At 66.1% G+C, this 17,062-nt stretch carries 21 protein-coding genes and 1 tRNA gene; 15 read left to right on the forward strand and 7 right to left on the reverse strand.

The genetic code is table 11. The features are described from left to right. Nucleotides 1–48: 48 nt before the first annotated feature. The 6 genes from NDI86_RS10700 to NDI86_RS10725 all read left to right on the forward strand — a co-directional run bounded on the left by NDI86_RS10700 (nt 49) and on the right by NDI86_RS10725 (nt 4,591). Nucleotides 49–558, forward strand: coding sequence for a metallophosphoesterase (locus NDI86_RS10700; RefSeq protein ID WP_310900415.1), 510 nt, complete (start codon nt 49–51; stop codon nt 556–558). 78 nt (nt 559–636) lie between these two features. Further along, nucleotides 637–768, forward strand: coding sequence for a DUF7859 family protein (locus NDI86_RS10705; RefSeq protein WP_310900416.1), 132 nt, complete (start codon nt 637–639; stop codon nt 766–768). Nucleotides 769–839: 71 nt separating this feature from the next. Then, the gene (locus NDI86_RS10710; RefSeq protein WP_310900417.1) at nt 840–1,919 is read left to right on the forward strand and encodes an aminopeptidase; all 1,080 of its coding nucleotides are present in this window, start codon (nt 840–842) and stop codon (nt 1,917–1,919) included. A 480-nt stretch (nt 1,920–2,399) separates the two neighbouring features. After that, entirely contained in the window at nt 2,400–3,794 is a 1,395-nt protein-coding gene (locus NDI86_RS10715) for a S1C family serine protease (RefSeq protein ID WP_310900418.1), read from the forward strand. A 75-nt stretch (nt 3,795–3,869) separates the two neighbouring features. Beyond that, on the forward strand, nt 3,870–4,244 hold the full coding sequence (locus tag NDI86_RS10720) for a YccF domain-containing protein (protein ID WP_310900419.1): 375 nt from the start codon (nt 3,870–3,872) through the stop codon (nt 4,242–4,244). 83 nt (nt 4,245–4,327) lie between these two features. After that, nucleotides 4,328–4,591, forward strand: a complete 264-nt coding sequence (locus tag NDI86_RS10725; RefSeq protein WP_310900420.1) for a DUF7577 domain-containing protein — start codon at nt 4,328–4,330, stop codon at nt 4,589–4,591. Here the strand turns inward: NDI86_RS10725 and NDI86_RS10730 are convergent. Beyond that, nucleotides 4,588–5,424, reverse strand: coding sequence for a DUF1109 domain-containing protein (locus NDI86_RS10730; RefSeq protein ID WP_310900421.1), 837 nt, complete (start codon nt 5,422–5,424; stop codon nt 4,588–4,590). The genes NDI86_RS10725 and NDI86_RS10730 overlap by 4 nt on opposite strands. An 83-nt stretch (nt 5,425–5,507) precedes the next feature. Next, nucleotides 5,508–6,536: a radical SAM protein gene (locus NDI86_RS10735; RefSeq protein WP_310900422.1), complete on the reverse strand. Its 1,029-nt coding sequence runs from the start codon at nt 6,534–6,536 to the stop codon at nt 5,508–5,510. Between the two features lie 148 nt (nt 6,537–6,684). Between NDI86_RS10735 and NDI86_RS10740 the strand changes: the two genes are divergently transcribed. The 7 genes from NDI86_RS10740 (at nt 6,685) to NDI86_RS10770 (ending at nt 12,580) form a co-directional block, all read left to right on the forward strand. Then, nucleotides 6,685–8,007, forward strand: a complete 1,323-nt coding sequence (locus NDI86_RS10740; RefSeq protein WP_310900423.1) for an MFS transporter — start codon at nt 6,685–6,687, stop codon at nt 8,005–8,007. Between the two features lie 37 nt (nt 8,008–8,044). Beyond that, a complete protein-coding gene (locus tag NDI86_RS10745) occupies nt 8,045–8,539 on the forward strand; it encodes a phosphate-starvation-inducible PsiE family protein (RefSeq protein ID WP_310900424.1) in 495 nt (164 codons plus the stop codon). Nucleotides 8,540–8,582: 43 nt separating this feature from the next. Beyond that, complete coding sequence (locus tag NDI86_RS10750; protein WP_310900425.1) at nt 8,583–9,683, forward strand: DUF373 family protein; 1,101 nt, start codon at nt 8,583–8,585, stop codon at nt 9,681–9,683. Continuing rightward, complete coding sequence (locus NDI86_RS10755; RefSeq protein ID WP_310900426.1) at nt 9,683–9,979, forward strand: hypothetical protein; 297 nt, start codon at nt 9,683–9,685, stop codon at nt 9,977–9,979. The genes NDI86_RS10750 and NDI86_RS10755 overlap by 1 nt, the downstream gene beginning before the upstream one ends. A gap of 119 nt (nt 9,980–10,098) precedes the next feature. Then, on the forward strand, nt 10,099–11,865 hold the full coding sequence (locus tag NDI86_RS10760) for a sensor histidine kinase (protein ID WP_310900427.1): 1,767 nt from the start codon (nt 10,099–10,101) through the stop codon (nt 11,863–11,865). A gap of 253 nt (nt 11,866–12,118) precedes the next feature. Further along, nucleotides 12,119–12,193, forward strand: a tRNA-Arg gene (locus NDI86_RS10765). A gap of 183 nt (nt 12,194–12,376) precedes the next feature. Further along, entirely contained in the window at nt 12,377–12,580 is a 204-nt protein-coding gene (locus NDI86_RS10770; protein ID WP_310900428.1) for a hypothetical protein, read from the forward strand. Nucleotides 12,581–12,593: 13 nt separating this feature from the next. Here the strand turns inward: NDI86_RS10770 and NDI86_RS10775 are convergent, their stop codons facing one another. From NDI86_RS10775 to NDI86_RS10785, 3 genes are all read right to left on the reverse strand, one after another. After that, a complete protein-coding gene (locus NDI86_RS10775) occupies nt 12,594–12,845 on the reverse strand; it encodes a type II toxin-antitoxin system RelE family toxin (protein ID WP_310900429.1) in 252 nt (83 codons plus the stop codon). After that, nucleotides 12,835–13,032: a hypothetical protein gene (locus NDI86_RS10780; protein ID WP_310900430.1), complete on the reverse strand. Its 198-nt coding sequence runs from the start codon at nt 13,030–13,032 to the stop codon at nt 12,835–12,837. The genes NDI86_RS10775 and NDI86_RS10780 overlap by 11 nt, the downstream gene beginning before the upstream one ends. A gap of 66 nt (nt 13,033–13,098) precedes the next feature. Continuing rightward, entirely contained in the window at nt 13,099–14,661 is a 1,563-nt protein-coding gene (locus NDI86_RS10785) for a globin-coupled sensor protein (RefSeq protein WP_310900431.1), read from the reverse strand. 182 nt (nt 14,662–14,843) lie between these two features. On the opposite strand from NDI86_RS10785, the gene NDI86_RS10790 reads away from it, so the two are divergent. Beyond that, complete coding sequence (locus NDI86_RS10790) at nt 14,844–15,284, forward strand: TRAM domain-containing protein (protein ID WP_310900432.1); 441 nt, start codon at nt 14,844–14,846, stop codon at nt 15,282–15,284. A 39-nt stretch (nt 15,285–15,323) separates the two neighbouring features. After that, entirely contained in the window at nt 15,324–16,106 is a 783-nt protein-coding gene (locus NDI86_RS10795; RefSeq protein WP_310900433.1) for an SDR family oxidoreductase, read from the forward strand. Nucleotides 16,107–16,320: 214 nt separating this feature from the next. On the opposite strand, the gene NDI86_RS10800 is transcribed toward NDI86_RS10795, so the two are convergent. Together NDI86_RS10800 and NDI86_RS10805 are read right to left on the reverse strand one after the other, a co-directional pair. Beyond that, the gene (locus NDI86_RS10800; protein WP_310900434.1) at nt 16,321–16,548 is read right to left on the reverse strand and encodes a hypothetical protein; all 228 of its coding nucleotides are present in this window, start codon (nt 16,546–16,548) and stop codon (nt 16,321–16,323) included. Between the two features lie 48 nt (nt 16,549–16,596). Beyond that, nucleotides 16,597–16,884 (reverse strand): DUF7091 family protein, encoded by a 288-nt coding sequence (locus NDI86_RS10805; RefSeq protein ID WP_310900667.1) that lies wholly within the window; start codon nt 16,882–16,884, stop codon nt 16,597–16,599. Nucleotides 16,885–17,062 lie beyond the last annotated feature (178 nt).

Raw genomic sequence — 17,062 nt, forward strand, 5'->3', positions numbered from 1 at the left:
GTGGCTGAAAGTGGTTCTGGATTTATATCTGGAACCACCAGTGGGCGTATGCTCACCGTCATCTCGGATACGCACGGTACCGACTCCCACCGACTGACCGGCCGGACGCTGGACGCAGTCCGGGCCGCCGACCACGTGGTCCACGCCGGCGACTTCACGACTGAGGCGGTCTACGACGCAATCGCGGCCGAGGCCGCCGAACTCACCGCCGTCACCGGCAACAACGAGCGGCGGGCCCTGCGCGAGCGTCTGCCCGCCGAGGCGACCGTCGAGTGGGGCGGCTACCGACTCCTGGTCGTCCACGGCCACCGCCACTCAGACACCGCACTCGGGATGCTCGCCCGCCAGGAGGGCGCCGACATCGTCGTCGTCGGCCACTCCCACCGCCCCGAAATCCGCGAGTTGGACGGCCGACTCCTCGTGAATCCGGGCAGCTACGCCGACCCGCGCCGGTATCGCCCGGCCCACGCCGAACTCGACGTCGACGACGGGGCGCTCAGAGTCCGCCTGCGCTCGCCCGACGGCGACACCTTCGAGACGGTCACGCGGCCGCGGTGAGGCCGTGGCCGCGGGGCGTTTCCAGTCGAGCCCCAGCGCCCCGAAACCTCTATGTCCGGTGGCCGACAAGCGCCGGCTATGCTCGAAGTCGGTCTGCTCACGTGGGTGCTTCTCGCGCTCGTGCTCGGCTTCTTCTTCTTCATGTACCTGATGGTCCGCCGGTCCATCCTCGGCTTCAAAGAGGGCATGCAGGGCGGTCGAGATAAGTAGGCCCGCCGCCGTCGGGGCCGGATGACTGCCGCCGGCGAAAAGGGTTTGGCCGCGACGCCGGACGCATAGATATGGACCCGCGCATCCGCGAACACGCAGCCGTCGTCGTCGACCACTCCATCGACCTCTCCGAGGGCGACGACCTCGTCATCGACGCCCACCCCGTCGCCGAGGACCTCGTCGTCGCGCTCCACGAACTCGCCGCCGACCGCGGCGCGAACCCCCTCGTGGTGCAGGACCGCCTGGGCGAGCGCTATCGACGGGCCTTCCTGCGCAACCGCGAGGAGTTCGAGACCCCGGACCACACGGCGGCCCTCTACGAGGCGATGGACAAGTACATCGCCGTCCGAGGGTCGGCCAACGTCACCGAGACCAGCGACGTCGACCCCGAGACCACGGCCGCCTACCAGCAGGCGATGCAACCCCTCCTTTCCGAGCGCCTCTCGAAGCCGTGGTGTCTCACGCAGTTCCCCGCCGCCGCCAACGCCCAGCTGGCGGGGATGTCCACCGAGGCCTACGAGGACTTCGTCTGGGACGCCGTCAACAAGGACTGGGACGCCGTTCGCGAACACCAGTCCCAGATGGTCGACATCCTCGACCCGGCCCAGCAAGTCCGCATCGTCTCGGGCGACACCACGGACGTGACCATGTCCGTCGCCGGCAACCCGACGCTCAACGACTACGGCGAGAAGAACCTCCCCGGCGGCGAGGTCTTCACTGCGCCAGTGGCCGACAGCGTCGAGGGCGAAGTCCTGTTTGACAAGCCCCTCTACCACCAGGGCCGGGAGATTACCGACGTCTCCCTGCGCTTCGAGGGCGGCGAGGTCGTCGCCCACAGCGCCGGCAAGAACGAAGACCTGCTCTCGGAGGTGCTCTCGACCGACGAGGGCGCGAGCCGTCTGGGCGAACTCGGTATCGGCATGAACCGCGACATCGACCGGTTCACGTACAACATGCTGTTCGACGAGAAGATGGGCGACACGGTCCACATGGCCGTCGGCCGCGCCTACGAGGACACCGTCGGCGAGGAGAACGAACAGAACGAGTCCGCGGTCCACGTGGACATGATTGTGGATATGTCGGAGGACAGTTTCATCGAGGTGGACGGTGAGCGCGTCCAGGAGGACGGGACGTTCGTCTTTGAGGAGTAGGAGATGCCGACCGACGGGTGGCATCTCCGAACGAGCGAGCGGGGAACGGAGTGACCCGCGAGCAGTAGCGAGGGTTATCGGACCGTAGTGACGGACCTTCGAACCCGAGTAACCCGCGATGGCAGACCCGGTCGACCGAACCACCAGTATATTCAACTAATAACGTATATTACACTCTCGGTTTATGTAAACAAAGGGGGAAAGCGAACAGATTCTATATCTGCCGGGCAAGAAGGCCGAATTGAACCTCGATTCAAGCTTTCTCACTCCGACAATTATTTACAGAATAATGATAAAAAGGTGCGAAACATGGACCGGACTAACGCTGACATCTCCCGCCGGAAAGCGCTTGGGGTGCTTTCGGGTGCATTGACTGTCGGATTGAGCGGCTGTAGCGGCGGTTCGGACGACGACCAGACGACTACAGCGGGAGCGACGCCGACGGAAACTGCAGCATCGACTCCGACACCGACCGCGCCGATGGACCCGCCAAACATCGAGCGCCAGACCGTCCTCCGAGATAAGGCTGCTATTCCGCACATCCGCCGAACAGTTTCGGGGACGATAGAGTGGCCCGAAGGCGATACCTACAATCTCGTCGATACGTCACTGCTCGGACGATGGGAGCGAGACAGCCAAGCGCTCGAATTATATGACGACCTGACCTTCTCGACCAGTCAATCCGGTACGGTGTACAGCGGCACATACTATACAGTCCCACCCCGACAGTATCTCCGTCTTGAGTACGACGACGGTACTGCTTACGAGTACTTTTATCGATTCAATAGCGGCCAGAGTCCACCTACGCTAGACATCTACACTACCGAAAACGAGTACCTCTCGACATACGAGCAGACGAGCGACCGGCAGGACAACCGTACTGTCGCTGAGGCCGCCAGGCAGCAAGTGATGTACGAACTCGATAACGGTCAGACGAAGTCGAGGGACCTTACCACAGGGTCGGCTGGAACGGGGTTCATTGTCGATCCAGATGGCTACGTCGTAACGAACGCCCACGTAGTCGGTGTCCACAACGACCCCGAAGACCAACTTTACTTCCAGCTCGCAAACAACAATGAACAGGAGTTGCGAGAAGCGTTTCAGGAGTCCAACCTCAGCGAGAACGAACTACAGGTGGTTGTCGATATCCTGCTGGAGAAGCTCTTTGATTACTACGCCGAGAAATCCACCGTCAGGTCGGTGTCGACGGATATCGGTGTCCTCAGCGGCACTGCGACGCCGGACGAGGAGTTCAGTGCCGAGAGCTGGGCAGCGACCGTCGAGACGACCGGCTCGGTCTACGACGACGTCGGTGGTGAACCGTCGTGGGGCCGGGACATCGCAGTCCTCAAAGTCGACGAGCAGCAGCCGCTTCCGACCGTTCGGCTCGGTAGTTCCACCGACCTCGGGACCGGTGCAGAGGTGTTCGTCATCGGCTACCCCGACATCGGCCTCCAAGAGATGTTCGAGGAACGGGACACCACGCTCGAACCTTCCCTGACCTCTGGCGTCGTCAGTGCTCGGCGGACACTGAACTCGGGTGTGGAGACTATCCAGACCGACGCTGGCATCAACCCCGGCAACAGCGGCGGCCCGATGTACAACAGTGACGGGGAAGTTGTCGGCATCGCGACGTTCAGGCCGGCCGACGTCGATCTCGAAGAGATAGCCTTTGCCCTCCCCATCGAAATCGCCACGGGGTTCATGGGCGAACTCGGTGTCGAGAATAAACAGAGTACGCTCAGCACGACCTATCAGGAGGGACTGAACGCGCTCTGGCGCGACGATTGCGAGACAGTCGACGAAAAGATGGACGCTGTTTTAGATATGTGGTCCGGCCACCCGTACGCCGAAGATATCAAAGAACAGTGCTGAGTCGGCGTCACTGAATAGTTCCGTCGTGTGATATCCGGCGTATTGCTTATGCTGACCTGTATCCTAAATTTCAGTATGAGCGACCAACCGTCCCTCCTCGTCCGCACCGTCTGGTTCCTCTTCGTGGGCTGGTGGCTCACCGGCCTGTGGCTCTCGATAGCCTGGCTGTTGAACGTCACCATCATCGGCATCCCGCTGGGCATCAAGATGATAAACCGGGTCCCGTTCGTCCTCTCGCTGAAGAAACGCGAGCCGTACGTCGAGCCCGGCGAGGGCAGGTCGCAGTACTCGATTCCCGTGCGGGCGCTGTGGTTCGTCTTCGTCGGCTGGTGGGCCAGCGGCGTCTGGACCGGCGTCGCCTACACGCTGACCCTCTCTATCGTCGGCATCCCGATTGCGGTGTGGATGTACGGCAAGCTCCCGTTCGTGGTGTCGCTGTACAACTACTGAGACGCTCGCCTGTGGCCCCACCGGCCGCTCGTCCCGGCCAGTACAGGCGAAGGATTCTCCACGCTCCGGTCCGTTGACAGGCTATGGCCCTCGGCCAGCTCGAACTCGCGGCCCGTGTGGCCGCCGGACTGTTCGTCATCGTCGCGCCCACGCTCCTGTTTCTCGCGCTGTGGCACGGGCTACAGGCGATGCAGGACGACGCGCTCGTCGAGCGGGTGCGCCAGCGGGCGACGGAGCAGTCAGGGAGCGCCGTCTCGGTCAGTTCGCCCGCCGTCTCCTGTCCGGCGTGTGGCGCGGGCAACCGCGACGGCGTCGCCTACTGCCAGCAGTGTCTCTCGCGGCTCTAATCGGCTCGGCGCTCGTCGCCCACGGCGACCAGTAGCGTCGGCGCCGACCGGTCGGCGCCGCAGTCGCCGCCGCGTTCGACGGCGTAGGTCACCGGCTCGGTCCGGTTGCGGTCGACCGCGAAGTCGGCCACGACGGGGAACTCGCGGGTCGCGCCGCCGCCGATGGTGTCGGGCCGGTCGTAGCCCGGATAGTCGTAGGAGAGATAGACGTCCGCACGCTCGGTGCCGGGCCCGACCAGACAACCGCGGACGTCCGGCAGGTCGAGCGCGCGGGTGAAGACGAAGCCGTTGCTCGCGGTGACCGTCCCGACCCGTCGCTCGTCCCGGCTGTACGGCGTCGGGCCGTCGCCCGGCGGGTCGACGGTGACCGACGACTCGGTCGCTACGTCGTAGGTGACGCCGCCGCCGACGGCGTCGAGTCCGACGAGCGCGACGCCGACGAGCAGCAGGCCCGCGACGATGGTGGTGGCCTGCCGCCGCGGGACCGTAACCGCCCCCTCGCGCAGGAGATAGCCCAGGGCGACGAACAGCGCCGCTGACACCGAGAGCAGGAGGAACGTGCCCGTCTCGCTGGGGCCGTACCGGAGGACGACGTAGCCCACGAAGACGACGTACGTGACGCCCGCCAGCGCGAACGCGACCACGTCAAGCACGTCGCGCCGGGTCGTGAGCCCGGCGAGAAAGAGCGCGACGAACGCCAGGAACAGCAGCGCGGCCTTGACGGTAATCGAGAGCCCGAACACCACGTCACGCGAGAAGTACAGCAGCGCGGCCGCGGCGAAGGCCACGCCGAGCGCGTACAGCAGTTTCCCGCTGTCGATTGCGAATCGCATGGAGGGTCAGGAGAGACAACGACGGGCGCACACATCAAGGGCCGGGGCGAGACAGCTATCGTCCGCGGTCGCCCGCCGTAGAGTCAGTCGTCCGCCGTCGCTCGACTGCCACCGCTGCCGCCAGACAGCGGCGTCCGTTCGACGACGGTCCCGTCGTAGGTCGGGTACTGCTCGACGATTTCGCCTTTGGGCACGTCGCCCTCCTCGACCATCTCCTCCAGGAGCCACCAGGCGAGTTCGACGTGGTCGGTCTTGACGGCGTAGAACTCCTCGGGGACGCCGAGTTCCTCGAGTCGCGCTTCCGAGACCCACGCCTTCCCGTAGACGAGCGTGCCATCCTCGGTCACGTCGTCGAACTCCCGACGGATGTTGCGGGCCATCCGTTTGAGTCGGGAGCGGTGCTGGGCGGCGTCCTTGAAGACGCTGGTACAGAAGTACACCTTCTCGTGGTCGCCCATCCGGTCGAGGATGTCGTGAGAGCCCTCGACGGCGCTCATGTGGTCCTCTTTGAGTTCGAAGCCCTCCTTTTGCATCCGGCGGTAGTTGCCGTCGGACATCTCGAACTCGTTGATGTTACAGAAGTCCGCGGCGCCCTCGTCTAAGAATTCGAGGAACTCCTCCTCGGCGCGGATACCCGGAATCTCGAAGGCGGGGGTGAGCCCCTCCTCGCGGGCGATGTAGAGGATGTCCTCCCACTCCGTGCCGTGTAAGTCGCCCCACAGCTCCAGGGGCGGGTGGAAGCGAATCTCGTCCAGCCCCGCCTCCGAGAGTCGTCGCATGTTCTCGCGCCCGCCGGGAATCCCGGTGTAGAGATGGGTGTGGTGGTCCTCGCCGAACTCGTCTTTCAGTAGCTCCAGATAGTGGCAGGTCCGGTCGAGCACCTCCTGGGGTTCGCCGCCCGTGATGGAGGTCCCCAGCGCGCTCATGCGCTTTGCCTCCTCGATGACGTCGCTGTCGTCCTCGACGGGGCGCTCGTTGGCGTACATCTGGGTGACGTTCTTTCGGTTCTCGCCGAGGGGGCAGTAAAAACAGTCCCGCTGGTCGCAGTAGCCGTAGACAAAGAGTACCATCTTGCCGCCTTTGGCGCACTGCTCGCAGCCCTCGGAGATCATCGTATGCGGCTAGAACCGCTCCCAGCGGGAAAAAGCGTGCGCATCTGCGTCGGTGTGGTGTGGGAGCGCATGGGTCGACACGCCACCAGCCTTCGTTCGGTTGTTCCCGTCCGGCCCCCTTATCACGCCGGCACTCTCACCCCACTCCATGGACGGAGCCGCCCGCAGACGCGGGCTCGCAATCGTGCTGGCCGTGGTCTTTCTGGACCTGCTGGGCTTTGGCATCATCATCCCCATCCTGCCCTACTACACCCGCTCGTTTCCCGGCGGGACCGAGTTCGTCATCGGCCTGCTGGCGGCGTCGTACTCCCTGACCCAGTTCGTCTTCGCCCCGCTGCTGGGGTCGCTGTCGGACCGGGTCGGCCGCCGCCCGGTGCTGGTGCTCTCGCTGTCGGGGTCGGTCCTCGCCTGGACGCTCTTCGGACTGGCCGACGCGCTGTGGCTGCTCTTCGTCGCCCGACTGCTGGCCGGCGCGATGGGTGGGAACCTCTCGACGGCCCAGGCCTACGTCGCCGACGTAACCCCGCCGGAGCGCCGGGCCGCGGCGCTTGGCTACATCGGCGCCGCCTTCGGCCTCGGGTTCATCTTCGGCCCGGGCATCGGCGCCGTGTTGAGCTTCGACGCGACCATCGCCGGCGTCGACGCGGTCGCACCCGCCGGGGTTCCTATCACCCGGTTCTCGCTGCCGAGCTTCGCGGCCGCGTTGTTCAGTCTCTGTGGCGTCGTCGTCGCGCTCGCCTTCCTGCCCGAGTCGCGCACGCCGGGTCCCGACACCGACCGCTCCGAGCGGCCGTCGCCCGTCGGCCAGCTCCGGGCCGCCGTCGTCACGCCCGACCTCCGGGAGCTGCTGGCCGCCTTCTTTCTCGTCTCGTTTGCCTTCTCCGGCGTCACGGTCATGTTCATCCCCTACGTCGCCGACGTCTACGGCTACACGGCGACCCAGAGCGCACTCTTGCTGACCTACATCGGACTGCTCGCCGTCCTCACCCAGGGCGTGCTCATCGGTCGCCTGACCGCCCGGTACGGCTCGGTGGCGCTCTCGCTGGGCGGGGCGGCGCTGCTCGCGGCCGCCGTCGGGGCGCTCCCGTTCTCCAGCGCGCTCGGCGGTGCGTTCCCGGACCTCACCGGCGTCGCGCCCTTCCTCACCGGGGACGCCCTCGGACTGCTGGCGATACTCACGCTGTTGCCGGTCGGCAACGGCGTCCTCTCGGTGACGCTGACCGCGCTGGTCTCCCAGCGGGCCAGCGCGGACCTCCAGGGGAGCGCCTTCGGCGTCACGCAGGGCGCGGGCAGCCTCGCCCGCACCGTCGGCCCGCCGGTGATGGGCGGGCTCTACGCCGCCGTCGGCTTCTGGGCGCCGTTTGTCGCCGGGAGCCTCCTCCTGCTCCCGGTCATCGCGCTGGTCGCCCGGCTGGGCCGGGACGGGGACGCCGCGGCCGCCCGGCCGGCCGACCCGGGCCACGTCAGATAGGTATCGGATTAATGACAGTAGGGCCGTAAGTCCAGCTATGGACGACGAGGAGTCGGACTCGGTCGGCGGGTCGCTCCCCTCGCCGGACTCGGCCGACGAGCGAATCCTGGTGCTCAGCGGCGACCTGATGCGGTACGTCGAGGTCATCGCCGCGCTCGTCCTCGTGGTCCTCTTTGCTATCGGCGTCTTCGACCTCGGGTTGCAGATACTTCGGAGCGCTCTCGACGGCTCGATTACGAAGCCCCTCGTCGTCGTCGGCTTCATCGACACCGCCCTCCTCCTCTTTATCATCGTCGAGGTGTACCACACCGTCGTCGCCTACACCAGGGAGAGCGACACGCGACGCATCGTCCAACTGGTCATCTACACCGGCGTCATCGCCATGGTCCGCAAGGCGATTATCTTCCGGACCGGGGAGTATCCGGACGAACGGGCGGCGATACTGGCGGCCGGTTCGTACACGCTCATCATCCTCGGGCTGGCCGCCTTGCTGGTCGTCGAACGCCGTACTCGCGAGCGTGGGAGTGAGTGACGCGCCCGAAGACAGTTAAACGACGCTGGCATACCACCGACCAATGCTGCTGGTGCTGTGCGTGGACCTGGACGACGACCTCGGGCGCAAGACCGACATCGAGACGCCCGTGGTCGGCCGCGACAACGTCGTCGACGCAGCCGTCGCGCTGGCCAGCGCCGACCCCGAGGACTCGGACGTGAACGTCCTCTTCGAGGGGGTCCACATCGCCGACGAGATAACCGACGAACCCGTCGAAGTGGCCGCAGTCACCGGCGTCGACGCCGGCGACGTGGCCGCCAACCGCGCCGTCGGCGAGGAGGTCGACACGGTGCTTGCCTCCCTGACGGCGAGCGAGGACGTCCGGGCGCTGGTCGTCACCGACGGCGCACAGGACGAGTCCGTCGTCCCGGTCATCCGCTCGCGCATCCGCATCGACGGGGTCCGCCGCGTCGTCGTCCGGCAGGCACAGGACTTAGAATCGATGTACTACACCATCAAGCAGGTGTTAAACGACCCCGAGACGCGGGGGACGATACTCGTCCCGCTGGGTATCCTGTTGCTCATCTACCCGATGACCATCGCCGTCGAGTCGCTGGGCTATCCGGGGTCGGCGCTGGGCGTCATCTCCGGCCTCCTGGGGCTGTACGTCCTCGCGCGTGGCCTGGGTGTCGAGCGCATCCTCGACGAGGCCGTCTCCCGGGCCACCTCTGGCTTTTACGGCGGGCGCATCACCATCATCACCTACGTCGTCGCCGCCGCCCTGCTCGCTATCGGCGGCGTCAGCGGCGTCGCCGTCTACGAGGCCCAGCCCAAACCCCTCTCGGCCGTCGAGGTGCTGGCGGCGCTGGTCAACGGTGCCGTCCAGTGGTTCGCCGCCGCCGGCATCACCTCCAGCCTGGGCCGGGTCACCGACGAGTACCTCAACGGCGAGTTCGAGTGGCGCTATCTGAACGCACCCTTCTACGTGCTGGCCATCGGCGGCGTGCTCCACGGCCTCTCCGCTTTCTTCCTCGGCAGCCGCACGCTGGAGTATCTCGCCGTCGTCCTCACCGGCGGCACGCTGCTGGGGCTGGCGAGCACGCTCGCCTTCGCCATCGCCGAGTCACGGCTGGAGAGCGCCGAGCGCCACAATCAAGGCCCCGGCGGGCCCTCCTCGGAGTGATGTACGTCTCCCGTGCGGTCAGGAGCATCCGCGAGGACCCCATCGAGGGCGCGTCGGTCGCGCTCGCGCTGACGACGGCCGACGACGCGGACCCCGACGCCGTCGCGGGCGCCGCCGAGGCCGTCGGCGGGACCGTCGAGCGCCGCCTCCAGTTCGACGACCTCGTCGTCTCCGTTCCCCACGAGCGGGTCGCCGACGTCTGTACCATAGAGGGGCTCGACGCCGTCGAGACGACCGACGCCATCGCCATCACGACCGCCGACGCTACCGACGAGGACGTCGACCTCGACGGCTGAGTCAAGGATACGCTTCGTCCCGGCCAGCGACGTGACCGACTGGCTCCCGGATGTGCTGTCGGCGCTCTCGATGTACGGTAATCCGTAACTAATTCATGACACTTGAGCAATAATGGTCTATGGGCGCGCTCACCCATCCCTTCGTGGTCCTCGGGATGCTCTCGACAGCGCTCGCGTTGCTCATCGCGGCGGTGACGTGGCAACAGCGAGCCACTCGAGGCGCGCGGAGCTACACGGTGTTGATGGTCACGCTGGCCCTGTGGTCGACGCTGTACGTCGGCCAGCTTCTCCTGCCCACGGTGGCCGGCAAGCAGTCGTGGTTCGTCGCCCGCCACGCGATGAGCCCGCTGTTCGCCATCGGATTCTGGGTGTTCGCCGCCCGCTACACCGACCGGCGTGACCTGCTCGAACGACGGCTGCTCGCCCCCATCGTCGCCGTCGGTCTCGGCTTCGTTGCACTGGTCCTCCTGAACCCCGGCGAGCTGTACTGGTCGGCGCTCTCGCTCGACCCCAGGGGGCCGCTCCTCCTGCTCGAACTCTCCTTGGGCCCGCTGTTCTGGCTCAACTGCGCCTACATCTTCGGCGTCGTCGCCACCGCCCACTTCGTCATCGTCGACACCTGGAAGCGGACCTTCGCCAGCTACCGCCCCCAGCTGCTCGTGATGACCGTCGTCGGCACTATCGAGTTCGTCCTCTCCCTGCTCTTTCTCTCGGAACAGACGGCGCTGGTCCCGGTCCTGAACCCCTGGCCCAACGTCCAGCTCATCACCTACGGGGCGACCATCGCCGCGCTCCCGATCGGCTGGTCGTACGTCAACGACTTCCTCTTCGACATCCAGCCGCTGGCCCATCAGGTCGTCATCGAGAGCATGGACGACGCCGTCTACATCGTCGACAGCGAGGGGACCATCCGCTACACGAACCCGTCGGGCAACCGACTGCTGGGTCGACCCCCCGACGCCGACGCCCCCGCAGAACCCGTCTCCGAGGCGTTCGACGCCCATCCGACGCTGCTTTCCTGCTACGAGCAGTCCGTCGCCGGCGACCCCGCCGACGACGACACCATCCTCACCTGCCGTATCGACGGCGAGCAGCGCTTCTACGACATCGGCGTCTCGACGATGACCAACTCCATCGGCGAGTTCGCCGGCGTCGTCGTCGTCGGCCGCGACATCACCGCCGAGCGCCGCCAGCGCGGCCAGCTCCAGGTCCGTACCGCCCAGCTCGAACGCCAGAACGAACGCTTAGACCAGTTCGGCCAGTACGTCTCCCACGACCTGCGCAACCCCATCCAGGTCGCCTCGGGCTACGTCGAACTCGCCCGCGAGACCGGGGACCTCTCCCGACTGGACGATATCGACCGCGCCATCCGCCGGATGAGCGAGATGGTCGCGGACCTCCGCGAACTGACCGCCGTCGACCGCGACAGCCTCGACCCGGAGCGGGTCAACGTCGCCCGCGCCGCCCACACCGCCTGGGCCCACGTCGACACCGCCGGCGCCACCCTCCGGGTCCCCGAGAACGACATCATCGTCGCCGACACCGACTACCTGCTGCACGTCTTCGAGAACCTCTTTCGCAACGCCGTGGAACACGGGTTGCCCGACGCGGACGGGGCCGCGATGGGCGACGGCGGCGGCCTCACCGTCACCGTCGGCCCGCTCGAGGACGGCTTCTTCGTCGCCGACGACGGCGTCGGCATCCCCGAGGCCGACCGTGACACCGTCCTCGACCACGGCTACACCACTACCGACGAGGGCACCGGCCTCGGGATGTCCATCGTCCGCACCATCGCCGACGCCCACGACTGGTCGGTTACTGTGACGGCGAGTGCGGACGGCGGTGCCCGCTTCGAGTTTCGGAACGTCGACTCGCCCGAGGACTGAGCGACCGGGGCCGGCCAGTTGCGGACTCGCCGGTCCGGACAGCCAGACCGCCGCGCTAGCAACAGCTGCAAACGGCACCCCGAACGGCCAACACCCCCCACCCCGCGCTGTTTGACCAACCGGCTACAATCAGGAGACTCGATACCGTCTGCGCCCGGCCTCGCCACCAACCGGAGGTCACCGGCCTCTCACTGCCCGCCGTAGCCGTCGGATTCGGACAGTTTTTGACGCTGCCGCCTTTTGGCCCCTGTGTGGGCACGTAGCTCAGCCCGGATAGAGCGTCGGACTTCTAATCCGACGGTCGTGGGTTCGAATCCCACCGTGCCCGCCTAAATTTTTACTTCGGGGGGTTTCCTCGCTCCCTGCGGTCGCTGCGGGAACCCCCGCTCGCAAAAATTTAGTACAAAAAGGCTGACTGCTCGGCTTCGCCTCGCAGTCAGTGAACCGCGCTCACTGCGTTCGCGCGGACATCCAACAACGGTGGGGATTCGGCTAACGTCGTGCGAGTCCTGTGCTCAGCGTACTCTGGAAAGCAGAGCAGGATGTCAGCAACTGGTTCGAGACAATCGACCCCGAAACCCGCGAACTGAGCGACCCAGTATTTCCCTCGCCACTCGTCGATATCGAGAAGATTCCTGATCGAGTCTACGACCCTGACGACATGAGCCCGTGGTCCTGGGACATGGACCGCGAACGGATCACCCAACTCTCCTAAGCGAGCTGCCACTCTACCTCCCCGCCCACCCACGGAGAAAGTCCAGAACGTTGTAAAACGCGGTGTACGTTCGGCCGATATGGTGCCGATACAGTTCCTCGCCGTCGACGACCAACTTCTCCCGGTCACCGGAGCCAGCATCCGGTCTGGGGTAGGGGTCGTCGGCCAGTTTCCGGAGATTGTCTTTGACGATTCGGGTGCTCTTCTCGTCTAACGCGGCGACGTACTCGCGGGCTTCCTCCGCGAGGACCACCTCATAGCTCATCGAGCGATGTCAGTTCGTCGCTGTCTGCCTCCCTGACCGCGTTCGCCCGTTCGGCTAGCTGTCGCCACTGGTGTTCCTGAATCAACTCCCCCAGCAGGTCGTCGTACGTCTCGCCGGCTTCTTTCAACTCGCTCAGCTCTTTCCAGCGTTCCTCCGTGACCGGAATTCGCTTGGTAGCGTTGGACATGGGTCTCTGTTGCCGTTGTCAGTCCTTACAATCAAAAACTTTCGCCGACGAGATTCGACTGCACCCTCACTCCGTCAACCGACTCACAGTCCGAGACACCTCGTCGATGGTCGCGGCCTGCTCCTCGTTGGCGGCGGCGATTTGCTCGGCTTCGGCGGCGACGGTGTCGGCCTGGACGACGAGTTCGTCGAGCATGCTCGCGACTTCCTCGGTGCTTGCGGCCTGTTCGTCCGTGGCGTCGGAGACCTCGCGGATGCCCTGGGCGGTCTCCTGGACGGCGTCGGCGATGTCGTCGAGCAGTTCCATGGCCTCGGAGACGCGCTCGATACCGGCCTCGATCTGCTCGGTCGTCTGGTCTAGGCTCTCGACGGTGTCCTCGGTGTCGGCCTCGATGGCGGAGACGAGGGTCTCTATCTCCTGGGCGCGCTCCTGTGAGTCGCCGGCCAGCGACTTCACTTCGTCGGCGACGACGGCGAAGCCGCTGCCGGCCTCGCCGGCGCGGGCGGCCTCGATGGAGGCGTTCAGCGCGAGGATGTTGGTCTGTTCGGCGATGTCGTTGATGACCTCGACGACGGCGTCTATCTCGCCGACGCGGTCCTGGAGTTCGTCGACGTCGTCGGAGACGTCGTCGACGGCGTCGCCCACGTCGTCCATCACGTCCACGGCGTCGTCGGCGGCCGTCTGTCCGTCCTCGGCGAGGTCGCGGGCGCGCTGGCTGTTGCCCTCGACCTGGCTAGCGCTGGCGGCGACCTCCTCGACGGTGGCGCTCATGTTCGACACTTCGCTGGCGATGGACTGGACCCGTTCCGACTGCTCGCCGGTCAGGTCGGAAATCTGCTGGGAGGAGTGGGCCACGTCGTCCGAGGACGCCTGTAGCTCGGCCATCGGCGTCTCGAGGTCCTCCTCGACCTCCGTGGCGAGCCGTTCGCGGCGTTCGATTTCCGCTTCGAGTTTCTGGCTGTAGGAGTGGATGTAGGTGTCGGCGACGACCTGCATGTCGAGGTTGATGATGCGCAGCACGGACGTGATGTCCTCGCGCAGGTCGGCTATCTCCTCGTCGACCACCCCCTGGACGGTGTCGAGTACGTCGTCTACGGCGTCTCCGGCGGTAATCCCGCCGTCCGTCGCCGTCTCCCCCAGCGTCGATGCGAACCGCTCCGCGATGCGCTCGCTCGCCCGCTCGGTCAGCAGGGGGAGGATGAGGTCGTAGTAGACCCCGTACTGGCCGATGTACTGCTTCATCGGCATCTCGAGGATGTCGTGGAGCTTGCCGATGCGGGCCCGGTTCTTGAAGTACGCCTCGTCGTACTCCCCGTCGGCGAGCGTGACGAAGTACGCCCGCTGGGTGTCTTTCAGCGCGTCGACGGCCTTGGGCGACCGGCTGATGACCTCGACCGTCTGGTCGTACTGCGTGAGGTTCTCGTAGAACGCGTCGGCGATGGAATCGGCGTTGTCCTCGAACAGGGGCCGGAGGCCTTCGAGGCGTCGCCTGTCTTCGGCGTCGAAGTTAACGTAGTCTTTCCGCCAGTCTATCTCGCTTCGGTCCAGCCCGATATCCCGGACGAGCGCGTCGACGTCGACCTGGTCGTTTAACCCTCCCTGTCCGAACATCCCCGCGTAGTCGGTCATGGGCTCACCGAGAGTATTCCACTACTTATACTTATACCGGCAATATTCAGGCTTGATACCGACACCGGCTGGTGGTTCGTCGCCGTCCGATTTTTCCATCAGGAACGCTGACAGATTGGCCGGCAATAGCGCCGGTCTGGCAGGTCGCAAGCGTTTTGCCGGCGGCCCCTGTACCCCGAGACATGCCCGACTGTCCGCTCGCCGACGACTGCCCCAGTTTCACCGAACGCATCGAGGGGATGGGCTGTACACACTACGGGGACCGGGGGGGTGCCGAGTGGTGTAACCACTACAACCAACCCATCTCGGACCTGAAGAGCCAGCCCGTCAAGCCGGGCCAGGAGGTCGTCGTCGAGGTCGACGACATCCACGAGAGCGGGGCCGGCGTCGGCCGGACCGACGACGGGTTCATCGTCATGGTCGACGGCGTCCTGCCGCCGGCCCGGTCGAAAGTCCAGATAACCAAGGTCCGGTCGAACCACGCGCGAGCGGACGAACTCGAACGGCTGGAACTCGAGGCGGACGACGAGGAGAGCGAGACGGACGACGAGGGCGGCTATCAGGGCGAGGACGACGAGGAAGACGAGCGGCTGGGCAGCCGCGACAACTTCTGGGGCTCGTAGGCACCGGACTTTTTGCGTGACTCGGCCGTCGAGTCGGGTATGGACCTCGAACTTGCCGGCGACGCGGTACTGTGTACGGCCGCGACCAGCGGTCTGGGACGGGCGAGCGCCGAGCGGTTCGCTCGCGAAGGGAGCGACGTGGCGGTCTGCGGGACGACACCGGACCACGTAGCCGAAACGCGCGAGGCGCTCGACGCCCTCGGCGACGGCGACGTGCTGGCCGTCGAGGCCGACATCACCGACCCCGACGAGGTCGAGGCGTTCGTCGAGGAGACCGTCGAGAGCTTCGGCGGGCTGGACCACGTCGTCACGAGCGCGGGCGGCCCAGCGCCCGGCCCCTTCGTGGAGACGACCGAGCGCGAGTGGTACACCGCCTACGACATGCTGGTGATGAGCGTCGTCTGGACGACCCGCCACGCCTACCCCTACCTCACGGCCTCCGACGCCGGCACTATCGTCAACATCACCTCCCGCTCCGTGCGGGAGGTCATCGACGACCTCGTCCTCTCGAACTCTGTCCGCCGGGCGGTCGTCGGCCTGATGAAGACCCAGGCTCGCGAGTTCGCTCCCGAGGTTCGGGTGAACGCCGTCCTTCCGGGCGCCCACGAGACGCCCCGCATCGAGGAACTCGTCGAGGCCGCCGTCGAGCGCGGCGAGTACGATTCCTACGAGGCGGGTATCGCGGCGTGGTCCGACGCGCCGCTGGAGCGGGTCGGCCAGCCCGAGGAACTGGGTGACGTGGTCGCGTATCTCTCTTCGGCCCGGTCGTCGTACGTCACCGGGACGGCGCTGCCGGTCGACGGCGGGTCGATGCGGAGTTAGGCCGGAACCGAACGGAGTGAGGTTCATCGGACAATGCAAGCGGCGTAGCCGCGAGCATAGCGAGACGTCGCCGAACGGCGATGACTCGAAGCGACGCGGTGAACGGGGTGAACCGCGGAGCTATCGGGAACGCTCTCCGGTCGATTCCTCGCTCACTCCACGGCTCCCTTCGGTCGCCGTTCCGTCGAGGTCGCTCACTCCGTTCGCGACCTCGCTATTCGGGCGGCTGGAACCTGTCTCGCGCCGACCCGCTGCCGGTCGCGAGTTGCCACACCAGCAGTCCGAGACAGACGAGCGCGACGGCGGCCGTCGCGATGTAGCCGGCGCTGTCGACGGCGAACAACTGCTCGGGAAAGAGCGCGGCCAGGACGAGCAGGCCGACCGCGGAGAAGCCCACGAGCAGCGGCACGACGGTGAGCCAGAACTGCCGGAGGACACCCATAGCCCGCCCAACGGCGCCGGGCGTAATGACGGTTTTGTCCGCCCGCTGTCACCACGTCTCGACGGTGCCGTCCTCGATGTCCTCGACGCAGCCCTGACAGTCGGGGTGGTTCGGGTCGAAACACTCGGGCCGGCCCGCCTCGTCCAGCGACACCGCGCGGCGGTCGGCGTGGCGGCGACAGACGAGTTTCGCGCGGCCGTCCCCGTCCCGTGGCAGGCCGGCCATCGCGGCCCGTTTCCCGTCGCTGTAGGCGCGTTTGGCCTCGGAGAGCTGGTTCCCGACCGACCGGAGGGTCCCGCTGATGAACCGTTCCAGCCGGGCGTCGTCGTCGCCCATACCCACGCTATCGGCCGGCGCCAAATCAATCTTCCCGACGGGCGCACCGTCGGCCGCCACCGCGGCCAGATAGCCGCCCGTTGTTTTCACTTTCACCACGCTAAACGAGAGTTTATAACCGAAGGCGACCAACTGTCGGTTGTCTCCCACCGAAAAACAAAGCGGAGACAGTGAAAGC

It is taken from the genome of Haloarcula onubensis (assembly GCF_031624605.1).
GTDB classification, from domain to species: Archaea; Halobacteriota; Halobacteria; order Halobacteriales; family Haloarculaceae; genus Haloarcula; species Haloarcula onubensis.